Here is a 16,604-nt window from a genome sequence, read left to right on the forward strand (position 1 = left end):
TTTAACAAAATTAATGGATGGACTTAACGCCAGGTGGCATTTGTGCCGCTACTCGCTACTTACTGGTAACGCCACTGCCTAATTATCAAGATGCACTAAAGCATTATGCGCCATTTTTAACCAGAGGCCAGTCAGCGATAACGGCAATTATTTCGGACAAAACCGCCACCGCTGCGCCTGTTTTACGGCTCTTTACCCGCTGAATAACCCTTTGAACGCTGCTGTTTCTGCCAGACAGGCATGACTTTTGCTTGCCCTCCAGTCAGTAACCGATCATTACAGGAGCAGGCGATGTTACAGGCAGCAGATTATCTTATTGCCTCACAACAGAGTGAAATGGCCAACCTGGCGCAGCTTCGGCAAACCGGACGCTTTATCAGCCAGGTTAGTCAGCTGGTGCATCTGCTGCAGCGCGAGCGTGGCGCGTCCAATATCTGGCTCTGTTCGCAGGGCACGCTATTTGCCGATGCGCTGGCGCTGGCCGAACAGCAGGTTAGCGCGGCGCTGCTGCAACTGGATGCGGTGATGCCCGCGGCCACGCCACACGCCAGCCACAGCCGCCTGTTCAGCCGTATCGCCTGTGCGCTTTATGGACTTGATTCTCTGACGGCGCTGCGTCAGCAGGTTCGTGAGCAGCGCATCAGCCACAGTGACGCGATGGCGGCGTTTAGCCAGGTGATTCATCAGCTGCTGGCGCTGGTATTTGAAGTGGCCGACAGCGCCGACGAGCCGCGAATTTCGCGTGCGCTGACCGCGCTGTTCAGCTTCATGCAGGGTAAAGAGCTGGCGGGACAGGAACGGGCCACCGGTTCAGCGGGCTTTGCCGCCGGCGTGTTTAATGCCCAACAGAGCGACACCATTGTGGCGCTGATTGAGGCGCAGGAGCGCAGCTTTGGGCTGTTCAGTCAGTTTGCCGATGCGCAAAGTCTGCACCACTGGCAGCAGATGGCCGATGCAGACGGCGATATTGAGCGGCTGCGACGCATCGCCTGCACGCGTGGTCACAGTGAAAACGGTGCGCTGCGCTGGTATCAGGCGCTAACGCGACGCATTGACGCCATGAAGCAGATTGAAGATCGACTGGTGACCGCGCTGATGGCCTGCTGCGAGCTGGCGATGGCTGAGGTGCAGACGCCGCAGGGCGCGCCGGTACCGCCGGTGCCCACGCCGTCCTCTGAGAGCTGGCACGGTTTCTGGCTCACTGGCAGCCAGCCATCCGCAGAGAGCGATGCGTTGCCGCAGCCCGGCGGGCGTTCGCTGCTGGCGCTGGTGCGGGAGCAGGCGCAGCGCTTACAGCGCCAGAGCGATGAGCTGGCAGCAATGCGCGAAACGGTGCAGGAGCGCAAGGTGATTGAACAGGCCAAGGCCTGGCTGATGCAGCAGCATCAATATGATGAACAGCAGGCGTGGCAGACGCTGCGTAAAACTGCGATGAATCAGAATAAACGGGTGATCGACATTGCCCAGGCACTGCTGTCGGTCTCGGCAGCACTGAGCGCAGCCGCGCCGCGCTAGCTGCACAGCCAGCGTGCGCGATCTGCGTCACGCTGGTGCATTCAGCCTCCCGACGCGCGTTAAGCGCCGCGCCAGCAGGGCTTTTTACAGCTGGCACAGCCTTTGCAAGAAGATAACGACAATACGACACGCACTTGTTTCGCCAACGGCGGTGATACGAGTGCTTTGGATAAAGGCGTCCATTCGCATGCTCCGGCAGCGCGAAGGACGCCTTTTTTTGTCTCTTTTTTTCGGGAAGCGATGATGACGAAAGCAACGGGTAGCTGGTCAAGACGGCAGTTTCTTCTGGCAGGCGCGGTGACGGGCGTCAGCTATATGCTGCCCGGTTTGCGCAACGCGGTATGGGCCGCCGGTTCTGACGCACCGGAAAAAAGCGCGCTGCGCGTCGGGTTTATTCCGCTCACCGACTGCGCACCGGTGATTATGGCCGCGGTAAAAGGCTTCGATAAGAAATATGGCCTGCAGCTGCAGCCGAGCAAAGAGGCGAGTTGGGCGGCGGTGCGCGACAAACTTACCTCCGGCGAGCTGGATGCGGCACATGCCCTCTACGGCATGATTTATGGCCTGCAACTGGGCGTTGCCGGTCCACAGCATGACATGGCGGTCTTGATGACCCTGAACAACAACGGCCAGGCGATCACGCTATCGCGCCAGTTACAGGAGATGAAGATCACCGATGGTGCCACTCTGCAACGCGCCATCGCCGCCAAAGAGAAGGGCAGTTACACCTTTGCTCATACCTTTCCCACCAGCACCCACGCGATGTGGCTCTATTACTGGCTCGCCAGCGCCGGTATCAATCCCTTTACCGACGTGCGCACGGTCGTGGTACCGCCGCCGCAGATGGTGATGAACATGAAAATAGGCAACCTGAACGGTTACTGCGTGGGCGAGCCGTGGAATCAGCGCGCTATCAGCGACAACCTTGGCTTCACCGCCACCACATCGCAGGCGATCTGGCCCGATCATCCCGAAAAAGTGCTGGCAACGCGGGCTAACTGGGTGGCGGAGCATCCCCATACCGCCCGTGCGCTCACCGCCGCGGTGCTCGATGCCGCGCGCTGGATCGACGCCTCTGAGGCGAACCGTCAGGAAACCGCCCGTGTAATCGCCCAACGCGCCTGGATCAATACCCGCGTTGAGACCCTTGAAGGGCGCATGCTCGGCCGCTACGAGGATGGTCTCGGCAAACGCTGGCAGGATGCGCACCCGATGCGCTTCTTTAATGACGGCGCGGTGAGCTATCCGTGGCTCTCCGACGGCATGTGGTTTTTAACCCAGCAGAAACGCTGGGGCCTCCTGAAGCAGGATCCCGATTATCTGGCGGTCGCCCGTCAGGTCAACCGCATTGATATCTATCAGCAGGCGGCCAGCGCGGTCGGCAATATCAGCGTGCCCGCCACGTCACTGCGCAGCAGCACGCTGTTTGACGGCAGCGTCTGGGATGGCAGCGATCCTGCCGCCTATGCCGCCCATTTCGCGATTAAACGTTGAGGATTGCCCCATGAAAAGCCAAATAGTTGCGCTCCGTCGCCCTGATTCGCCCTCCGCCGAGGTGCTTCCTTTACCGCCCGCGGCCGTCAGGCGTCGCGCGCCCTGGTTACGGCCGCTGATTCAGCGGCTGCTGCCCGGCCTGTGTGGCATCGTGCTGCTGCTGATGGTATGGCAAATGGCCGCCATCTGGAGCAGCGGCTTTCCTGGTCCCTGGACCACCTGGCAGGCGGCGGTGACGCTGTTTGCTGACCCTTTCTATAACGGCGGTCCCAACGATCGCGGCATCGGCTGGAACGTGCTGGCGTCGTTACAGCGCGTGGCGGTCGGGTTTGGGCTGGCGGCGCTGGTCGGCATTCCGGCGGGCTTTCTGCTCGGGCGTTACCGCTTTCTGGCCAGCATGTGTAACCCGATCATCGCATTGCTGCGCCCGGTCAGCCCGCTCGCCTGGCTGCCGATTGGGCTGCTGCTGTTTCAGCGCGCGGAACCGGCCTCAAGCTGGACCATTTTTATCTGTTCTGTCTGGCCGATGGTGATTAACACCGCCGAGGGCGTGCAGCGTATTCCCCAGGATTACCTCAACGTGGCGCGGGTGTTGAACCTGTCGGAGTGGACGGTGATGCGCAAAATCCTGTTTCCGGCGGTGCTGCCTGCGGTGCTGACTGGCGTGCGCCTCTCGGTGGGCATCGCCTGGCTGGTGATCGTCGCGGCAGAAATGCTCACCGGCGGCCTGGGTATCGGCTTCTGGATCTGGAACGAGTGGAACAACCTCAATGTGGAAAACATCCTGGTCGCCATTGTGATCATCGGCGTGGTTGGCCTGCTGCTTGAACAGGCGCTGATGCTGCTGGCACGTCGATTCAGCTGGGAAAACCGTTAAGGAGTAGCCAATGCGTAACATTATTCAGGTAGAGCAGGTCAGCCAGCGTTTTACCACCGCCAGCGGCGATTTTCTGGCGCTCGATCGGGTGAGCTTTGCTATCCGCGAAGGGGAAACCCTCAGTCTGATCGGCCATTCCGGCTGCGGCAAATCAACGCTGCTCAATCTGATCGCCGGACTGACGCTGCCCTCCAGCGGCGGCCTGATCTGCGACCAGCGGGAAATCAGCGGGCCAGGCCCGGAGCGCGCGGTGGTGTTTCAGAACCACTCGCTGCTGCCGTGGCTGACCTGTCGCGAGAACGTCGCGCTGGCGGTGGATCAGGTGTTCAAAGGCACCATGAGCAAGGCTGAAAAGCAGGCGTGGATTGTCCATAACCTCGAGTTGGTGCAGATGGCGCACGCCCTGGATAAACGGCCCGGTGAGATCTCAGGCGGCATGAAACAGCGGGTGGGCATCGCCAGAGCGCTGGCGATGAAGCCGAGGGTGCTGCTGCTTGATGAGCCTTTTGGCGCACTTGATGCGCTGACGCGCGCCCATCTACAGGACGCCGTGATGCGCATTCAACAGAAGCTCAATACCACCATTGTGCTGATCACGCACGACGTCGATGAAGCCGTGCTGCTCTCCGATCGGGTGCTAATGATGACCAATGGCCCGGCGGCGACGGTGGGCGAGATCCTGGCGATCGATCTGCCGCGTCCACGCTCGCGAGTGGCGCTGGCGGATAACCCGCACTATCACCATCTGCGCCAGCAGATCCTGCACTTTCTTTATGAAAAGCAGATTGTGACGGCACAGGAGCAGGCATGAAACCGCATCTGGTGGTGATCGGTAACGGCATGGCGGCGCTGCGCATGGTGGAAACCCTGCTGCAGCTGGCGCCAACGCGTTACCGCATCACCATTATTGGCCGTGAGCCGGGCGGCAACTACAACCGCATCCAGCTGTCGCCGGTGCTGGCGGGCGAGAAAGATTTTGCCGCAACGCTGCTGCATCCGCTGAGCTGGTATCAGCAGCAGGGCATTACGTTATACAGCGGCGAAAGCGTGCAGGCGGTTGACCGCCCGGCGCGCAGGTTGCGCACCGATCGTCATGAGATCGCCTGGGATTTGCTGGTATTTGCCACCGGTTCGTTACCGTTTATTCCCGCCATCCCCGGCGCAAACTTGATGCACGTCAAAGGGTTCCGCGCCTACGCCGACGTAAAATGGATGCTGGCGGCATCCGGGCCGGTGGTGGTGCTGGGCGGAGGTTTATTAGGCATTGAAGCCGCCGCGGCGCTGCGTCAACAGGGACGAGAGGTCACGCTGGTGCACCGTCAGGGGCATCTGCTTGACCGACAACTTGACCGCCGCGCAGGCGAACTGCTGCGACATACGCTGGAAGCGCGCGGGCTACATATTCGGGTTAATCAGCAACTGATGCAGATTAATAGTGACAGTGTCACGCTAGATGATGGCAGCACACTGGCGGCGAAGCAGGTGGTTATTGCCACTGGCGTAGTGCCGGAAAAGCGGCTGGCAGCCGCGGCAGGCCTGGCATGCGGCAAAGGCATTCTGGTTGACGGCCAGCTGTGTACTGCCGATCCGGCCATCAGCGCGCTGGGGGAATGCGCCGAAATCAACGGCGAGACCGTTGGCCTGCTGGCACCGTGCCTGGCGCAGGCAGCGGTATTGGCGCACCGGCTGGCCGGACAGCCGATCGACGATTACCGCGCCGTTGACGAGGGTACGCGGTTGAAGGTCAGCGGCATCAGCCTGTTCAGCGCGGGCGACATCAGCGAATCCCTGCCCGGTTACACCAGCTTTGATCCCCTGAGCCAGCACTATCGCCGACTCTTTCTGCGCGACGGGCGGCTGTGCGGCGTCGTGCTGTATGGCGACAGCCGCCAGGCCAACGCGCTGCAGGAAAAACTACAGCAACAGGCGCCGGTCACCGCCGACGCGCTATTTGATCTTGAGACGTCTGAACAGCAGCCACGGGCTGCGGGGAATACGATGATGAAACCGGTTTTAGCAGTGATTGGCCACGGCATGGTAGGCCACCATTTTCTTGAGCAGCTGGTCGCGAAAGGCCTGCATCAGCACTATCACATCGTGGTTTACGGCGAGGAGCGGCACACCGCCTATGACCGCGTGCATCTTTCAGACTATTTTGCTGGCCGCACGCACGCCGATCTTTGCCTGGTCAGCGGCGACTTTTTTAGCGACAACGCCATCGAGTTGCGTAGCGGCTGCGAAGTGGTGGCGATCGATCGTCAGCGCCGCTGCCTGCGCGACGCCACCGGCCGGGAACTCGCCTTTGACAAGCTGGTGCTCGCCACCGGCTCTTACGCCTTCGTGCCGCCGGTGCCCGGCCACGATCTGCCCGGCTGCCATGTCTATCGCACGCTGGACGATCTCGACGCGATTGCCGCCCGCGCGAAACAGGCGCGTCGCGGCACGGTGATCGGCGGCGGTCTACTGGGGCTGGAAGCGGCCAACGCGCTGAAGCAGCTCGGCCTTGCCACCAGCGTGGTGGAATTTGCGCCGCGCCTGATGGCGGTGCAGCTGGATGACGGCGGCGCGCAGATGCTGGCGCGCAAAATCAACGCGCTGGGCGTTGACGTGTTTACCCGCAAAGAGACACGTGACATCAGCCGTCAACCCGACGGCTCGCTGCGGCTGCAGTTTGCCGATGGCGAAACGCTGGACACCGATCTGCTGCTGTTCTCCGCCGGGATTCGCCCGCGCGATAACCTGGCGCGTGAAGCGGGTTTGACGCTTGGTCCGCGTGGCGGCATCTGCGTTGACGATCGCTGCGTCACTTCCGATGAGCAGATTTTCGCCATCGGCGAATGCGCGTTGTGGAACGGTCAGCTGTTTGGCCTGGTGGCGCCAGGTTACCAGATGGCGCGGGTGGCCGCAGCCGCGCTGGCCGGGGAAGCCACCACCTTTGGCGGCGCTGACATGAGCACCAAACTCAAGCTGCTGGGCGTGGAAGTCGCCTCGTTTGGCGATGCGCATGGTCGCACGCCGGAAAGCCAGAGCTATCACTGGACCAACGGCCCGCAGGAGATCTACAAGAAAATCGTCGTCGACAGCAGCGGTAAACGGCTACTGGGCGGGGTGCTGGTGGGTGACAGCAGCGAATACAGCACGCTGCTGCAGATGATGCTCAATGAGATGGCACTGCCTGCCCAGCCGGAAACGCTGATTCTGCCAGCGGTCGCCGGTGCGCCGGTGAAAGCGCTCGGCGTGGCGGCGCTGCCGGACAGCGCGCAGATCTGTTCCTGTTACAACGTCAGCAAAGGCGATATCTGTCAGGCGGTCAGCGACGGCCACGGCACCGTTGCCGCCATCAAAAGCCACACCAAAGCGGCCACCGGCTGCGGCGGCTGTGCGGCGCTGGTGAAACAGGTGATGGAACACCAGCTGGAGACGCTGGGCGTGGAGGTGAAAAAAGATATCTGCGAACATTTTGCCTGGTCGCGTCAGGAGCTGTATCACCTGATCCGCGTCGGCAATGTTCACAGTTTTGACCAGCTGATTAAACAGCACGGGCGCGGCCACGGCTGCGAAATCTGTAAACCGCTGGTGGGCTCGCTGCTCGCGTCCTGCTGGAACGATTATCTGCTACAGCCGCAGCATCTGCCGCTGCAGGACACCAACGATCGCTACTTTGCCAATATTCAGAAAGATGGCACCTATTCCGTGGTGCCGCGCATACCGGCCGGTGAGATTACCCCTCAGGGATTAATGGCCATCGGCGAAGTGGCGCAGCGCTATAACCTCTACACCAAAATCACCGGCGGCCAGCGTATCGACCTGTTTGGCGCCCAGTTGGCCCAGCTGCCGGAAATCTGGCAGCAGCTGGCGGCCGCAGGCTTTGAAACCGGCCACGCCTACGGCAAGTCGCTGCGCACGGTGAAATCGTGCGTCGGTTCAACCTGGTGCCGTTACGGCGTTAAGGATTCCACTGGCTTCGCCATTGCGCTGGAGAACCGCTACAAAGGGCTGCGTTCGCCGCATAAAATTAAAATGGCGGTCTCCGGCTGCACCCGAGAATGCGCCGAGGCGCAAAGCAAAGACATTGGCGTCATCGCCACCGAAAAGGGCTGGAATCTTTACGTCTGCGGCAACGGCGGCATGAAGCCGCGTCATGCCGACCTGTTCGCCAGCGATCTTGATGACGCCACGCTGATCCGTTATGTCGATCGCCTGCTGATGTTCTACATCCGCACCGCCGATCGTCTGCAACGCACCAGCGTCTGGAGGGATAATCTGGAAGGCGGCCTGGACTATCTGCGCGACGTGGTGATTAACGATTCGCTGGGACTGGGCGACGAGCTGGAAGCGGAGATGCAGGCGGTGGTCGACAGCTACCAGTGCGAATGGCAAACCACGCTGCAACAGCCGGAAAATCTGGCACGCTTTACCGCTACCGTTAACAGCACGGCGGCCGACGAAACCATTCGCTGGCAACACGAACGCGATCAGATACGCCCGTCAACCGAGACGCTTATTCCGGTGATGCAGCTGCCGGAGGAGCCGTGGAGCGCCATTTGCCCGCCGGAAACCATTCCGGCGCAGGCGGGTATCGGCGCACGGCTGGGCAACCATCGCATCGCGCTGTTTCGTTTCGACGGCGCGCTCTATGCGCTGGATGATATTGAGCCAGGCACCCAGGCGAGCGTACTGTCGCGCGGGCTGCTGGGCGACGTGGCGGGTGAACCGGTGCTGATCTCGCCGCTCTACAAACAGCGCTTTCGCCTGCGCGACGGTCAGTCGCTGGAGCAGGCGGACCGTCGGCTGCGCTGCTGGCCGGTGAAAGAGCAGGGAGGCATGGTGTGGGTGGCGAATGCACCGCTGGACGTTGCGCTGGCGGCGGCATCATGAACAGCACCTGCCCCTATTGCGGCGTCGGCTGCGGCGTGACGGTAACGTCGCACGCGGGCGCAGTACAGGTCAGCGGCGACGGCGAACATCCGGCTAATGCGGGTCGGCTCTGCGTGAAAGGCGCCGCGCTGGCCGACACGCTGGGCGAGACGGGCAGGTTGCGCTATCCCCATGTCAACGGCAGTCGCGTCAGTTGGGACACGGCGCTCGACGCGGTAGCCAGCGGACTGCAGCAGGTCATTGACCAGCACGGCCCGCAGGCGGTGGCGTTTTACGCTTCCGGTCAGCTGCTGACTGAAGATTATTATGTCGCTAACAAGCTGATGAAGGGATTTATCGGTGCGGGCAACATCGATACCAATTCGCGGCTCTGTATGGCCTCGGCAGTGGTGGGCTACAAGCGCGCTTTTGGCGCCGACGCCGTGCCATGCAGTTATGCGGATCTCGATCATGCCGATCTGGTGATCCTTTGCGGTTCCAATACCGCCTGGGCGCACCCGGTGCTCTGGCAGCGGCTGGTGCAGGCGAAGCTGCAGCGGCCAGCGATGCAGGTGATGGTGATCGATCCGCGCCGCACCGCCAGCTGTGATATCGCCGATGTGCATCTGGCGCTGCGTGCCGGCAGCGACGCCGCGCTGTTTAACGGTCTGCTGCACTGGCTGGCGCAGCATGCCATCGACAGCAGCATGCTGCCGCATCTGGCCGATGTAGAGGCAGCGCTTGATGCGGCCAGCAACTGGTCGCCAGCAAAGGTGGCCGCGTACTGCCAGCTCAGCGAAGAGCAGGTAACGGCGTTTTATCGCGCCTTTGCCAGCCAACGCAACGTGCTCACGCTCTACTGCATGGGGATTAACCAGTCCACCAGCGGCAGCGACAAGTGCAACGCCATCATTAACTGCCATCTGCTGAGTGGCAAAATCGGCCGTAACGGCAGCGGGCCGTTCTCGCTCACCGGCCAGCCAAACGCCATGGGCGGGCGTGAAGTCGGCGGGCTGGCGACTCAGCTGGCGGCGCACATGGATTTCAGCGCAGAGAACGTGGCGCGCCTGCAACGCTTCTGGGGCAGTGAACGGGTCGCCCAACAGCCGGGCCTCTCGGCGGTGGCGCTGTTTGATGCGGTAGCCCGCGGCGAGGTGAAAGCGATCTGGATCATGGGCACCAATCCGGCGGTATCGCTGCCGGAGGCCAGCCGCGTGCGGCAGGCGCTTGCCCGTTGCCCGCTGGTGATCGTCTCTGATGTCGCTGCGCAGACGGATACCAGTGAGCTGGCGCATATCTGCCTGCCCGCGGCGGCATGGGGCGAGAAAAATGGCACCGTGACCAATTCCGAACGCCGCATTTCTCGTCAGCGCGCCTTTGTGCCGCCGGTGGGCGAGGCGCGCCCGGACTGGTGGATCCTGGCGCAGGTGGCGCAACGGCTCGGTTTCCATCAGGCATTTGCCTGGCACCACCCAGCGGAAATTTTTTGTGAGCATGCGGCACTCTCCGGTTTTGAAAACCACGGCAGCCGCGCGTTTGATATCAGCGGGCTGGCCTCGCTCTCGGTGGCGGAATGGGATCGCCTGCTGCCGGTGCAATGGCCGGTTAACGCCAGCGCACCGCAGGGCACCGCGCGCCTGTTCAGCGATCGGCGCTTTTTTTACCCCGACGGCCGCGCCCGACTGATTGCGGTGACGCCGCGGCTGCCGCTCGCCGCCTGCACGACCGCGTATCCGCTGCTGCTTAACACCGGCCGCATTCGCGATCAGTGGCATACCATGACGCGCACCGGCCAGGTTCCACGCCTGATGCAGCACGTCAGTGAGCCGTATGTGGCAATGCATCCGCAGGACGCGGCGGATTATCAGCTACAGGCGCGGGATTTGGTGCGCGTGCAGTCGTCGCATGGTTGGATGATCGCCCGCGCGGTGCTGACCGACGATCAGCCGGTGGGCACGCTGTTTGCGCCGATGCACTGGAATCGCCAGTTTGCGGCACAGAGCAGCGTGGGCGCGCTGGTAGCGGCGCAGGTCTGTCCGCTTTCCGGTCAGCCGGAGAGCAAACAAACCGCGGTGCAGATTGCGCGCTGGCAAAGTCACTGGCAGGGCACGCTGTTTTCTCGTGACAACGTCACCTTTGCCGACGGCGTATGGTGGAGCCGTATTCCCCATACGCATGCGACGCGCTATCAGCTGGCTGGCAGCGGTCCACTATCCGCACTGCTTAGCGCACTCGATCTCAACGATATGGCCTGTCAACGCATGGAAGGCACAAACGAATTACGCCTACTGGCCTGGCGTGATGGCGAGCTAATGCTGGCGCTGTGGCTGGGTCCGCGGGTGCCAGAGCTTGATTTGGCATTCATTGATGCGGCTTTTGCCTCGCCACCGACCCGCGCCGCCGATCGCCATGCGCTGCTCGGTGGTCGCGCTGCCGAGCGTGAGAACGCCGGGCGCACCGTTTGTAGCTGCTTCGGTACCGGCGAACAGACCATTCTGTGTGCGGTCGCCGCTGGCGACAACAGCCTGGCCGCACTGGGGGCGCGCCTCAAATGCGGCACTAACTGCGGCTCCTGCATTCCTGAACTTAAACAGCTGATTGCGCGCTTTCCTGCGCACGCCTGAACGAGGTAAATCTCATGACGCAACAGATTGCTGGCATTAATACGCTTTTTCATATGCAGGGCAGCGACCTGCCGGGCCGCGTGTCGCTGGTGGGTGCCGGACCGGGCGATCCCGATCTGCTGACGGTGAAGGCGCTGCGCCTGATTGAGCAGGCGAAGGTGGTGGTTTACGATCGGCTGGTGAGCGAAGCGGTGCTGGCGCTGCTACCGGCGCAGGCGCTGGCGATTGACGTGGGTAAATCACCAGGCTGCCACGGCATGAAGCAGCAGGATATCAATCAGCTGATGGTGGATCTGGCGCGCGGCGGTCACGACGTGGTTCGGCTGAAAGGGGGCGATCCCTTTGTTTTTGGTCGCGGCGGGGAGGAGATGCAGGCGTTGCAGCAGGCGGGTATCGACTGGCAGGTTGTGCCGGGCATTACCGCCGCGGTGGGCTGCGCGGCGGCCACCGGCATTCCGCTGACGCATCGTGACATGGCACAGTCGGTACGTCTGATCACCGGCCACGGTAAGCAGGGCAAGCCGCAGATGGATTATCACAGCCTGAGCGATGCGCGGCAGACGCTGGTGTTTTACATGGGGTTGAGCTGGTGCGGCGAACTGGCACATCAGCTCAGCCAGGCGGGCCGCAGCGCGCAGACGCCGGTGGCGATCGTTGAACGCGGTACACGGCCTGAGCAACGCACGCTGGTAACCACCCTTGAGGAACTTGCCGACACGGTAAGCAGAGAGCAGGTGCAGTCGCCCGCCTTGCTGATTGTCGGTGAGGTGGTAAACCTTTACGTAGCACCCGCAACGGCCCGTGCCGCGCCTGCTGCCGCGCCGCACAACATTGATAGCGCGCTTATTATGTCGTAAGCTGCCGAAGCGGCACGCTGTCGCTTCGCCTTTCAGATATTTCCTGCAATTCAAGACCTGTCCTGGTGGTCAGGCCCCTGTACTGAGGTATGTTTGACTTTTTTGTATGTCGTCCCGCTGTGTGGACAGAAAAACGTTAACGCACCCTATGGAAAATTGCGCTACACCCAAAATGTTATCGCGCGCGTCGCTGACCGCGCTGCTGTTTACCCTGGCCCCGCCTGACGTGCACGCGCTGCAAAGCGAGACGCGGGTTGCCCCTTATCCTTTTGATAATCCCGCTCGCTTCAGCGAAAGCGCCGATCGGCTGCCCGATCTCGGCAGCGCCGCCAGCGACAGTGACTTCTCTACCCGTTTAGCCACCATTGCGAAAAGCATTGGCGAAGCCAGCCAGAATGCCAGCAGTGACAGCTCGCTGGGCGATCAGGCGGGCATCTGGGCGTTTAATCATTTTCGTGATGAAGTGGCCAGCCGGGTGGAAAACGAGGGCAGGTCGATGCTTTCGCCTTACGGCAACGCTGAAATGAGCCTGCAGATTGACCGCCTTGGCAACTTCAGCGGCAGCAAAGCGCAGCTGTTTACCCGCTGGGCGGAAAAATACAATTATCTGACCTTTAGCCAGGTGGGCGTGACCCAGCAGGATGAGCATCTGCTGGCCAATATCGGCGCCGGACAGCGCTGGACGGTAGGCAACTGGCTGCTGGGTTACAACGCGTTTCTTGACCGTTCAATCGATGACGGTCAACAGCGCGCCTCGCTGGGCACCGAGGCGTGGGGCGATTTTCTGCGTTTCTCGGCGAACTACTATCAGCCGCTGGGCGGCTGGCGCAACCAGAGCAGCCAGCAACAGCAGCGCATGGCGCGCGGCTATGACATCACCACGCAGGGCTATCTGCCTTTTTATCGTCATATCGGCATGTCGCTGAGTTGGGAGCGCTATCTCGGCAACGGCGTTGATCTGTTTAATAACGGCAGCCGCTATGATAATCCCTCGGCGCTGAAGTTTGGTCTGAACTATACGCCGGTGCCGCTGGTTACCCTTTCCGCCAGCCACAAAGAGGGCAGCGGCGGACAGTCGCAGGATCAACTCGGCCTGAAGCTTAACTATCGTTTCGGCGTGGCGCTGGAACAGCAGCTCTCGGCCAGCAACGTCGCCAAAGTGCGATCGTTGCGCGGCAGCCGCTATGATAACGTGGAGCGCAGTGATACGCCGGTGCTGGCGTTTCGCCAGCGTAAAAACCTGTCGGTGTTTCTTGCTACGCCGCCGTGGCAGCTGAATCCGGGCGAAACCCTGCCGCTGAAGCTGCAGGTGCGCGCCAGTAATGCGGTGAAGCAGGTGAGTTGGCAGGGCGACACACAGGCGCTGAGCCTGACGCCGCCGGCCAATAACAGTGATGTGCAAGGCTGGAGTATTATTATGCCGCAATGGGACAGTACGCCCGGTGCCAGCAATGAGTATCGCCTGTCGGTGACGGTGGAAGATGCGCAGCAGCAGCGCGTCACCTCGAACTGGATTACCTTAACGCTGGCCCCGCCGATGACGCTCCAGCAGACCGACAATTTCGATCTGCTGGCACCTGCATCAATGCACCTTTAATCCCGCCGCGGTCATCATCAGCCGGAACAGCGAGGCGACCACAAACAGGGCGAGCACGCTGCCCACCCAGATCGCCACCAGCCAGAACAGCCGCTTCGCCAGCGGCTGTTTTTTTACGCCCGCTTTTAACGGTTGGATGCGCATCGTCGCTCTCCTCAGTGATAGCCGTGGTCAGGATTAATTTTGCCGCGGAACACGTAGTAGCTCCAGAAGGTGTAAACCAGAATCAGCGGAATGATCAGCAGCGCACCGACCAGCATAAAGCCCTGACTTTGCGGCGGCGATGAGGCGGCGCGGAAGCTGATGTCCGGCGGAATCAGGTTTGGCCAGATGCTGATGCCAAGGCCGCTGAAGCCGAGAAATACCAGCGCCAGCGTCAGGATAAATGGCGTGTAATGTAGCGTTTCATTCCACGCGCTGCGCCACAGCGCCAGCGAAACCAGCACCACCAGCACCGGCACCGGCAGGAAGAACCACAGGTTCGGCTGGGTAAACCAGCGGTCTGAAATCGCCTGATGGCTCAGCGGCGTCCAGATACTGACGATGCCCATCACCACCAGCAGGGCGATCAGCAGCGGACGCGCCAGTTTGCGCATGGTTTGCAGCAGGTCGCCTTCGGTTTTGATGATCAGCCAGCTGCAGCCGAGCAGCGCATAGGCGATGGTCAGGCCCACGCCGCAAAACAGGCTGAACGGCGAAATCCAGTCAAACACCGAACCGGCCCAGACGCGGCCTTCCACCGGAATACCGTCGAGAAACGCCCCCAGCACAATGCCCTGAGAAAACGTCGCCAGCAGCGAGCCGCCGATAAACGAGAGATCCCAGAATGGCCGGTGCGACACCGTGGCCTTGAAGCGAAATTCAAAGGCGACGCCGCGGAAAATCAGGCCGATTAGCATCATGGTTAGCGGAATCGCCAGCGCATCAAGGATCACCGAATAGGCCAGCGGGAAGGCGCCAAACAGCCCGGCACCGCCCATCACCAGCCAGGTTTCGTTACCGTCCCAAACCGGCGCCACGGTGTTCATCATTACGTCACGATCGTGATCGTCGCGCACCATCGGATAGAGCAGGCCGATGCCAAGGTCAAAACCGTCCATCACCACGTACATCATGATGCTGAACACAATAATGATGAACCAGATAAGCGGAAGATCGATGCCCATCATTCGCTCCTTTTAAGCTGATCTTTGGAAGGGTGATCGAGCGCCTCATCGGCCGCCGACAGAGGACGTGCTGGCGTACGCGCCTGGCCAGGGCCGCCCGATGGCGGATGGTCGACGTAAGGCTGCGGACCCCGGCCAACCAGCTTGAGCAGGTAGACCGTGCCGACGCCAAATACCGAGCAGTAAACAATCAGGAAGGCGAGCAGGCTCAGCGACATATGCAGCGTGCCGTGACTGGAAACCGCGTCGCGGGTGCGCAGCAAACCGTAAACCACCCATGGCTGACGACCCACTTCGGTGGTGAACCAGCCGGCGAGAATGGCCAGCAGGCCGGAGGGGCCCATCAGCAGCACAAAGCGGTGGAACAGCCGCTGATCGTAAAGTTTACGGCGCAGGCGCAGCACCAGGCTCCAGACGCCCGCGGTGATCATCAGCAGGCCCAGCGCCACCATAATGCGGAACGACCAGAACACCACTGGTGAAAACGGCCGCTCATCCTTTGGAAAGCTGCTCAGCGCGGGAATTTGCTTGTCGAGACTGTGGGTCAAAATGATGCTGCCGAGGTAGGGCAACTCCACCGCATATTTGGTCTCTTCGGCCTGCATATCGGGCAGGCCAAACAGGATTAGCGGAGAGGGTTCGCCCGGCGTGTTATGCCAGTGGCCTTCGATAGCAGCGATCTTCGCGGGCTGATGCTCCAGCGTGTTCAGGCCGTGCGCATCGCCAATACCCGCCTGAATCGGCGCGACGATCAGCGCCATCCACATCGCCATTGAGAACATGCGCTTCACCGCCGGGGTCTTGTTGCCGTGCAGCAGATGCCACGCCGCGGAAGAGCCCACAAAAAAAGCAGCAGCCAGAAACGAGGCGGTTGCCATGTGCATCAGGCGATAAGGGAAAGAGGGATTGAACACCACCTTGAACCAGTCAACCGGGATCAGCTGATTGTTGACGATTTCATAGCCCTGCGGCGTGTGCATAAAGCTGTTGGAGGCGAGGATCCAGAAGGTCGACATCAGCGTGCCGAGCGCTACCATGCAGGTGGAGAAAAAGTGCAGCCCCGGTCCCACGCGGTTCCAACCAAACATCATTACGCCCAGAAAGCCCGCTTCAAGGAAGAAGGCGGTCAGCACTTCATAGGTTAATAGTGGACCGGTAATACTGCCGGCAAAAGCGGAGAAGCCGCTCCAGTTGGTACCAAACTGGTAGGCCATCACCAGCCCGGAGACCACGCCCATGCCGAAGTTAACGGCAAAAATCCTTAACCAGAAATGATAGAGATCGCGCCAGACGTCGTTACGGGTGCGCAACCAGCACGCCTCGACCACCATCAAAAAACTGGCGAGGCCGATGGTAATTGCCGGAAAGATAATGTGAAACGACACCGTAAACGCGAATTGGATGCGAGCCAGTTCAAACGCGTCTAATCCAAACATAGCTACCTCATGAAAACCTGTTGTTATCTGCCGTTACGCTGTGCTAACGGCTGCTCGATCAAGTGTAGTGGAGTTGCCTAAAGTGCCAGAAAAAAAGCATCGATAACAGATTCAATAATAAGAGAATAAACTATAACAGTGGTATGTGCGGTTGCCTCATGATTGTGCATGCTGGTCGAAA

At 61.0% G+C, this 16,604-nt stretch carries 11 protein-coding genes; 8 read left to right on the plus strand and 3 right to left on the minus strand.

The features are described from left to right. The first annotated feature begins 291 nt into the window (after positions 1 to 291). The 8 genes from ACJY2L_RS04860 to ACJY2L_RS04895 all read left to right on the plus strand — a co-directional run bounded on the left by ACJY2L_RS04860 (position 292) and on the right by ACJY2L_RS04895 (position 13,821). A complete protein-coding gene (locus ACJY2L_RS04860; RefSeq protein WP_439211940.1) occupies positions 292 to 1,515 on the plus strand; it encodes a nitrate- and nitrite sensing domain-containing protein in 1,224 nt (407 codons plus the stop codon). A gap of 243 nt (positions 1,516 to 1,758) precedes the next feature. Beyond that, the gene (locus tag ACJY2L_RS04865) at positions 1,759 to 3,009 is read left to right on the plus strand and encodes a CmpA/NrtA family ABC transporter substrate-binding protein (protein WP_439211941.1); all 1,251 of its coding nucleotides are present in this window, start codon (positions 1,759 to 1,761) and stop codon (positions 3,007 to 3,009) included. Positions 3,010 to 3,019: 10 nt separating this feature from the next. Next, positions 3,020 to 3,886 (plus strand): nitrate ABC transporter permease, encoded by an 867-nt coding sequence (ntrB, locus tag ACJY2L_RS04870; RefSeq protein WP_067430134.1) that lies wholly within the window; start codon positions 3,020 to 3,022, stop codon positions 3,884 to 3,886. A 10-nt stretch (positions 3,887 to 3,896) separates the two neighbouring features. Continuing rightward, a complete protein-coding gene (locus tag ACJY2L_RS04875; RefSeq protein ID WP_209499823.1) occupies positions 3,897 to 4,697 on the plus strand; it encodes an ABC transporter ATP-binding protein in 801 nt (266 codons plus the stop codon). Next, a complete protein-coding gene (gene nirB / locus ACJY2L_RS04880) occupies positions 4,694 to 8,764 on the plus strand; it encodes a nitrite reductase large subunit NirB (RefSeq protein WP_439211942.1) in 4,071 nt (1,356 codons plus the stop codon). Before ACJY2L_RS04875 ends, nirB begins: the two co-directional genes overlap by 4 nt. Further along, the gene (locus tag ACJY2L_RS04885; RefSeq protein WP_439211943.1) at positions 8,761 to 11,367 is read left to right on the plus strand and encodes a nitrate reductase; all 2,607 of its coding nucleotides are present in this window, start codon (positions 8,761 to 8,763) and stop codon (positions 11,365 to 11,367) included. Before nirB ends, ACJY2L_RS04885 begins: the two co-directional genes overlap by 4 nt. Before the next feature lie 14 nt (positions 11,368 to 11,381). Next, positions 11,382 to 12,224, plus strand: a complete 843-nt coding sequence (gene cobA / locus ACJY2L_RS04890) for a uroporphyrinogen-III C-methyltransferase (RefSeq protein ID WP_439211944.1) — start codon at positions 11,382 to 11,384, stop codon at positions 12,222 to 12,224. Between the two features lie 172 nt (positions 12,225 to 12,396). Continuing rightward, positions 12,397 to 13,821, plus strand: coding sequence for a YchO/YchP family invasin (locus ACJY2L_RS04895; protein ID WP_439211945.1), 1,425 nt, complete (start codon positions 12,397 to 12,399; stop codon positions 13,819 to 13,821). Here ACJY2L_RS04895 and ACJY2L_RS04900 read toward each other — a convergent pair. From ACJY2L_RS04900 to ACJY2L_RS04910, 3 genes are read right to left on the minus strand one after another with little or no spacing between them, the layout of a single operon-like run. Next, positions 13,807 to 13,965, minus strand: a complete 159-nt coding sequence (locus tag ACJY2L_RS04900) for a DUF2474 domain-containing protein (RefSeq protein ID WP_071852498.1) — start codon at positions 13,963 to 13,965, stop codon at positions 13,807 to 13,809. The two genes, ACJY2L_RS04895 and ACJY2L_RS04900, sit on opposite strands and share 15 nt — an antisense overlap. A gap of 11 nt (positions 13,966 to 13,976) precedes the next feature. Beyond that, the gene (gene cydB / locus ACJY2L_RS04905; protein WP_067430148.1) at positions 13,977 to 14,987 is read right to left on the minus strand and encodes a cytochrome d ubiquinol oxidase subunit II; all 1,011 of its coding nucleotides are present in this window, start codon (positions 14,985 to 14,987) and stop codon (positions 13,977 to 13,979) included. Beyond that, entirely contained in the window at positions 14,987 to 16,423 is a 1,437-nt protein-coding gene (locus ACJY2L_RS04910; protein WP_439211947.1) for a cytochrome ubiquinol oxidase subunit I, read from the minus strand. Before ACJY2L_RS04910 ends, cydB begins: the two co-directional genes overlap by 1 nt. Positions 16,424 to 16,604 lie beyond the last annotated feature (181 nt).

The organism is Duffyella sp. Ts4 (genome assembly GCF_051851875.1).
Lineage (GTDB): Bacteria > Pseudomonadota > Gammaproteobacteria > Enterobacterales > Enterobacteriaceae > Duffyella > Duffyella gerundensis.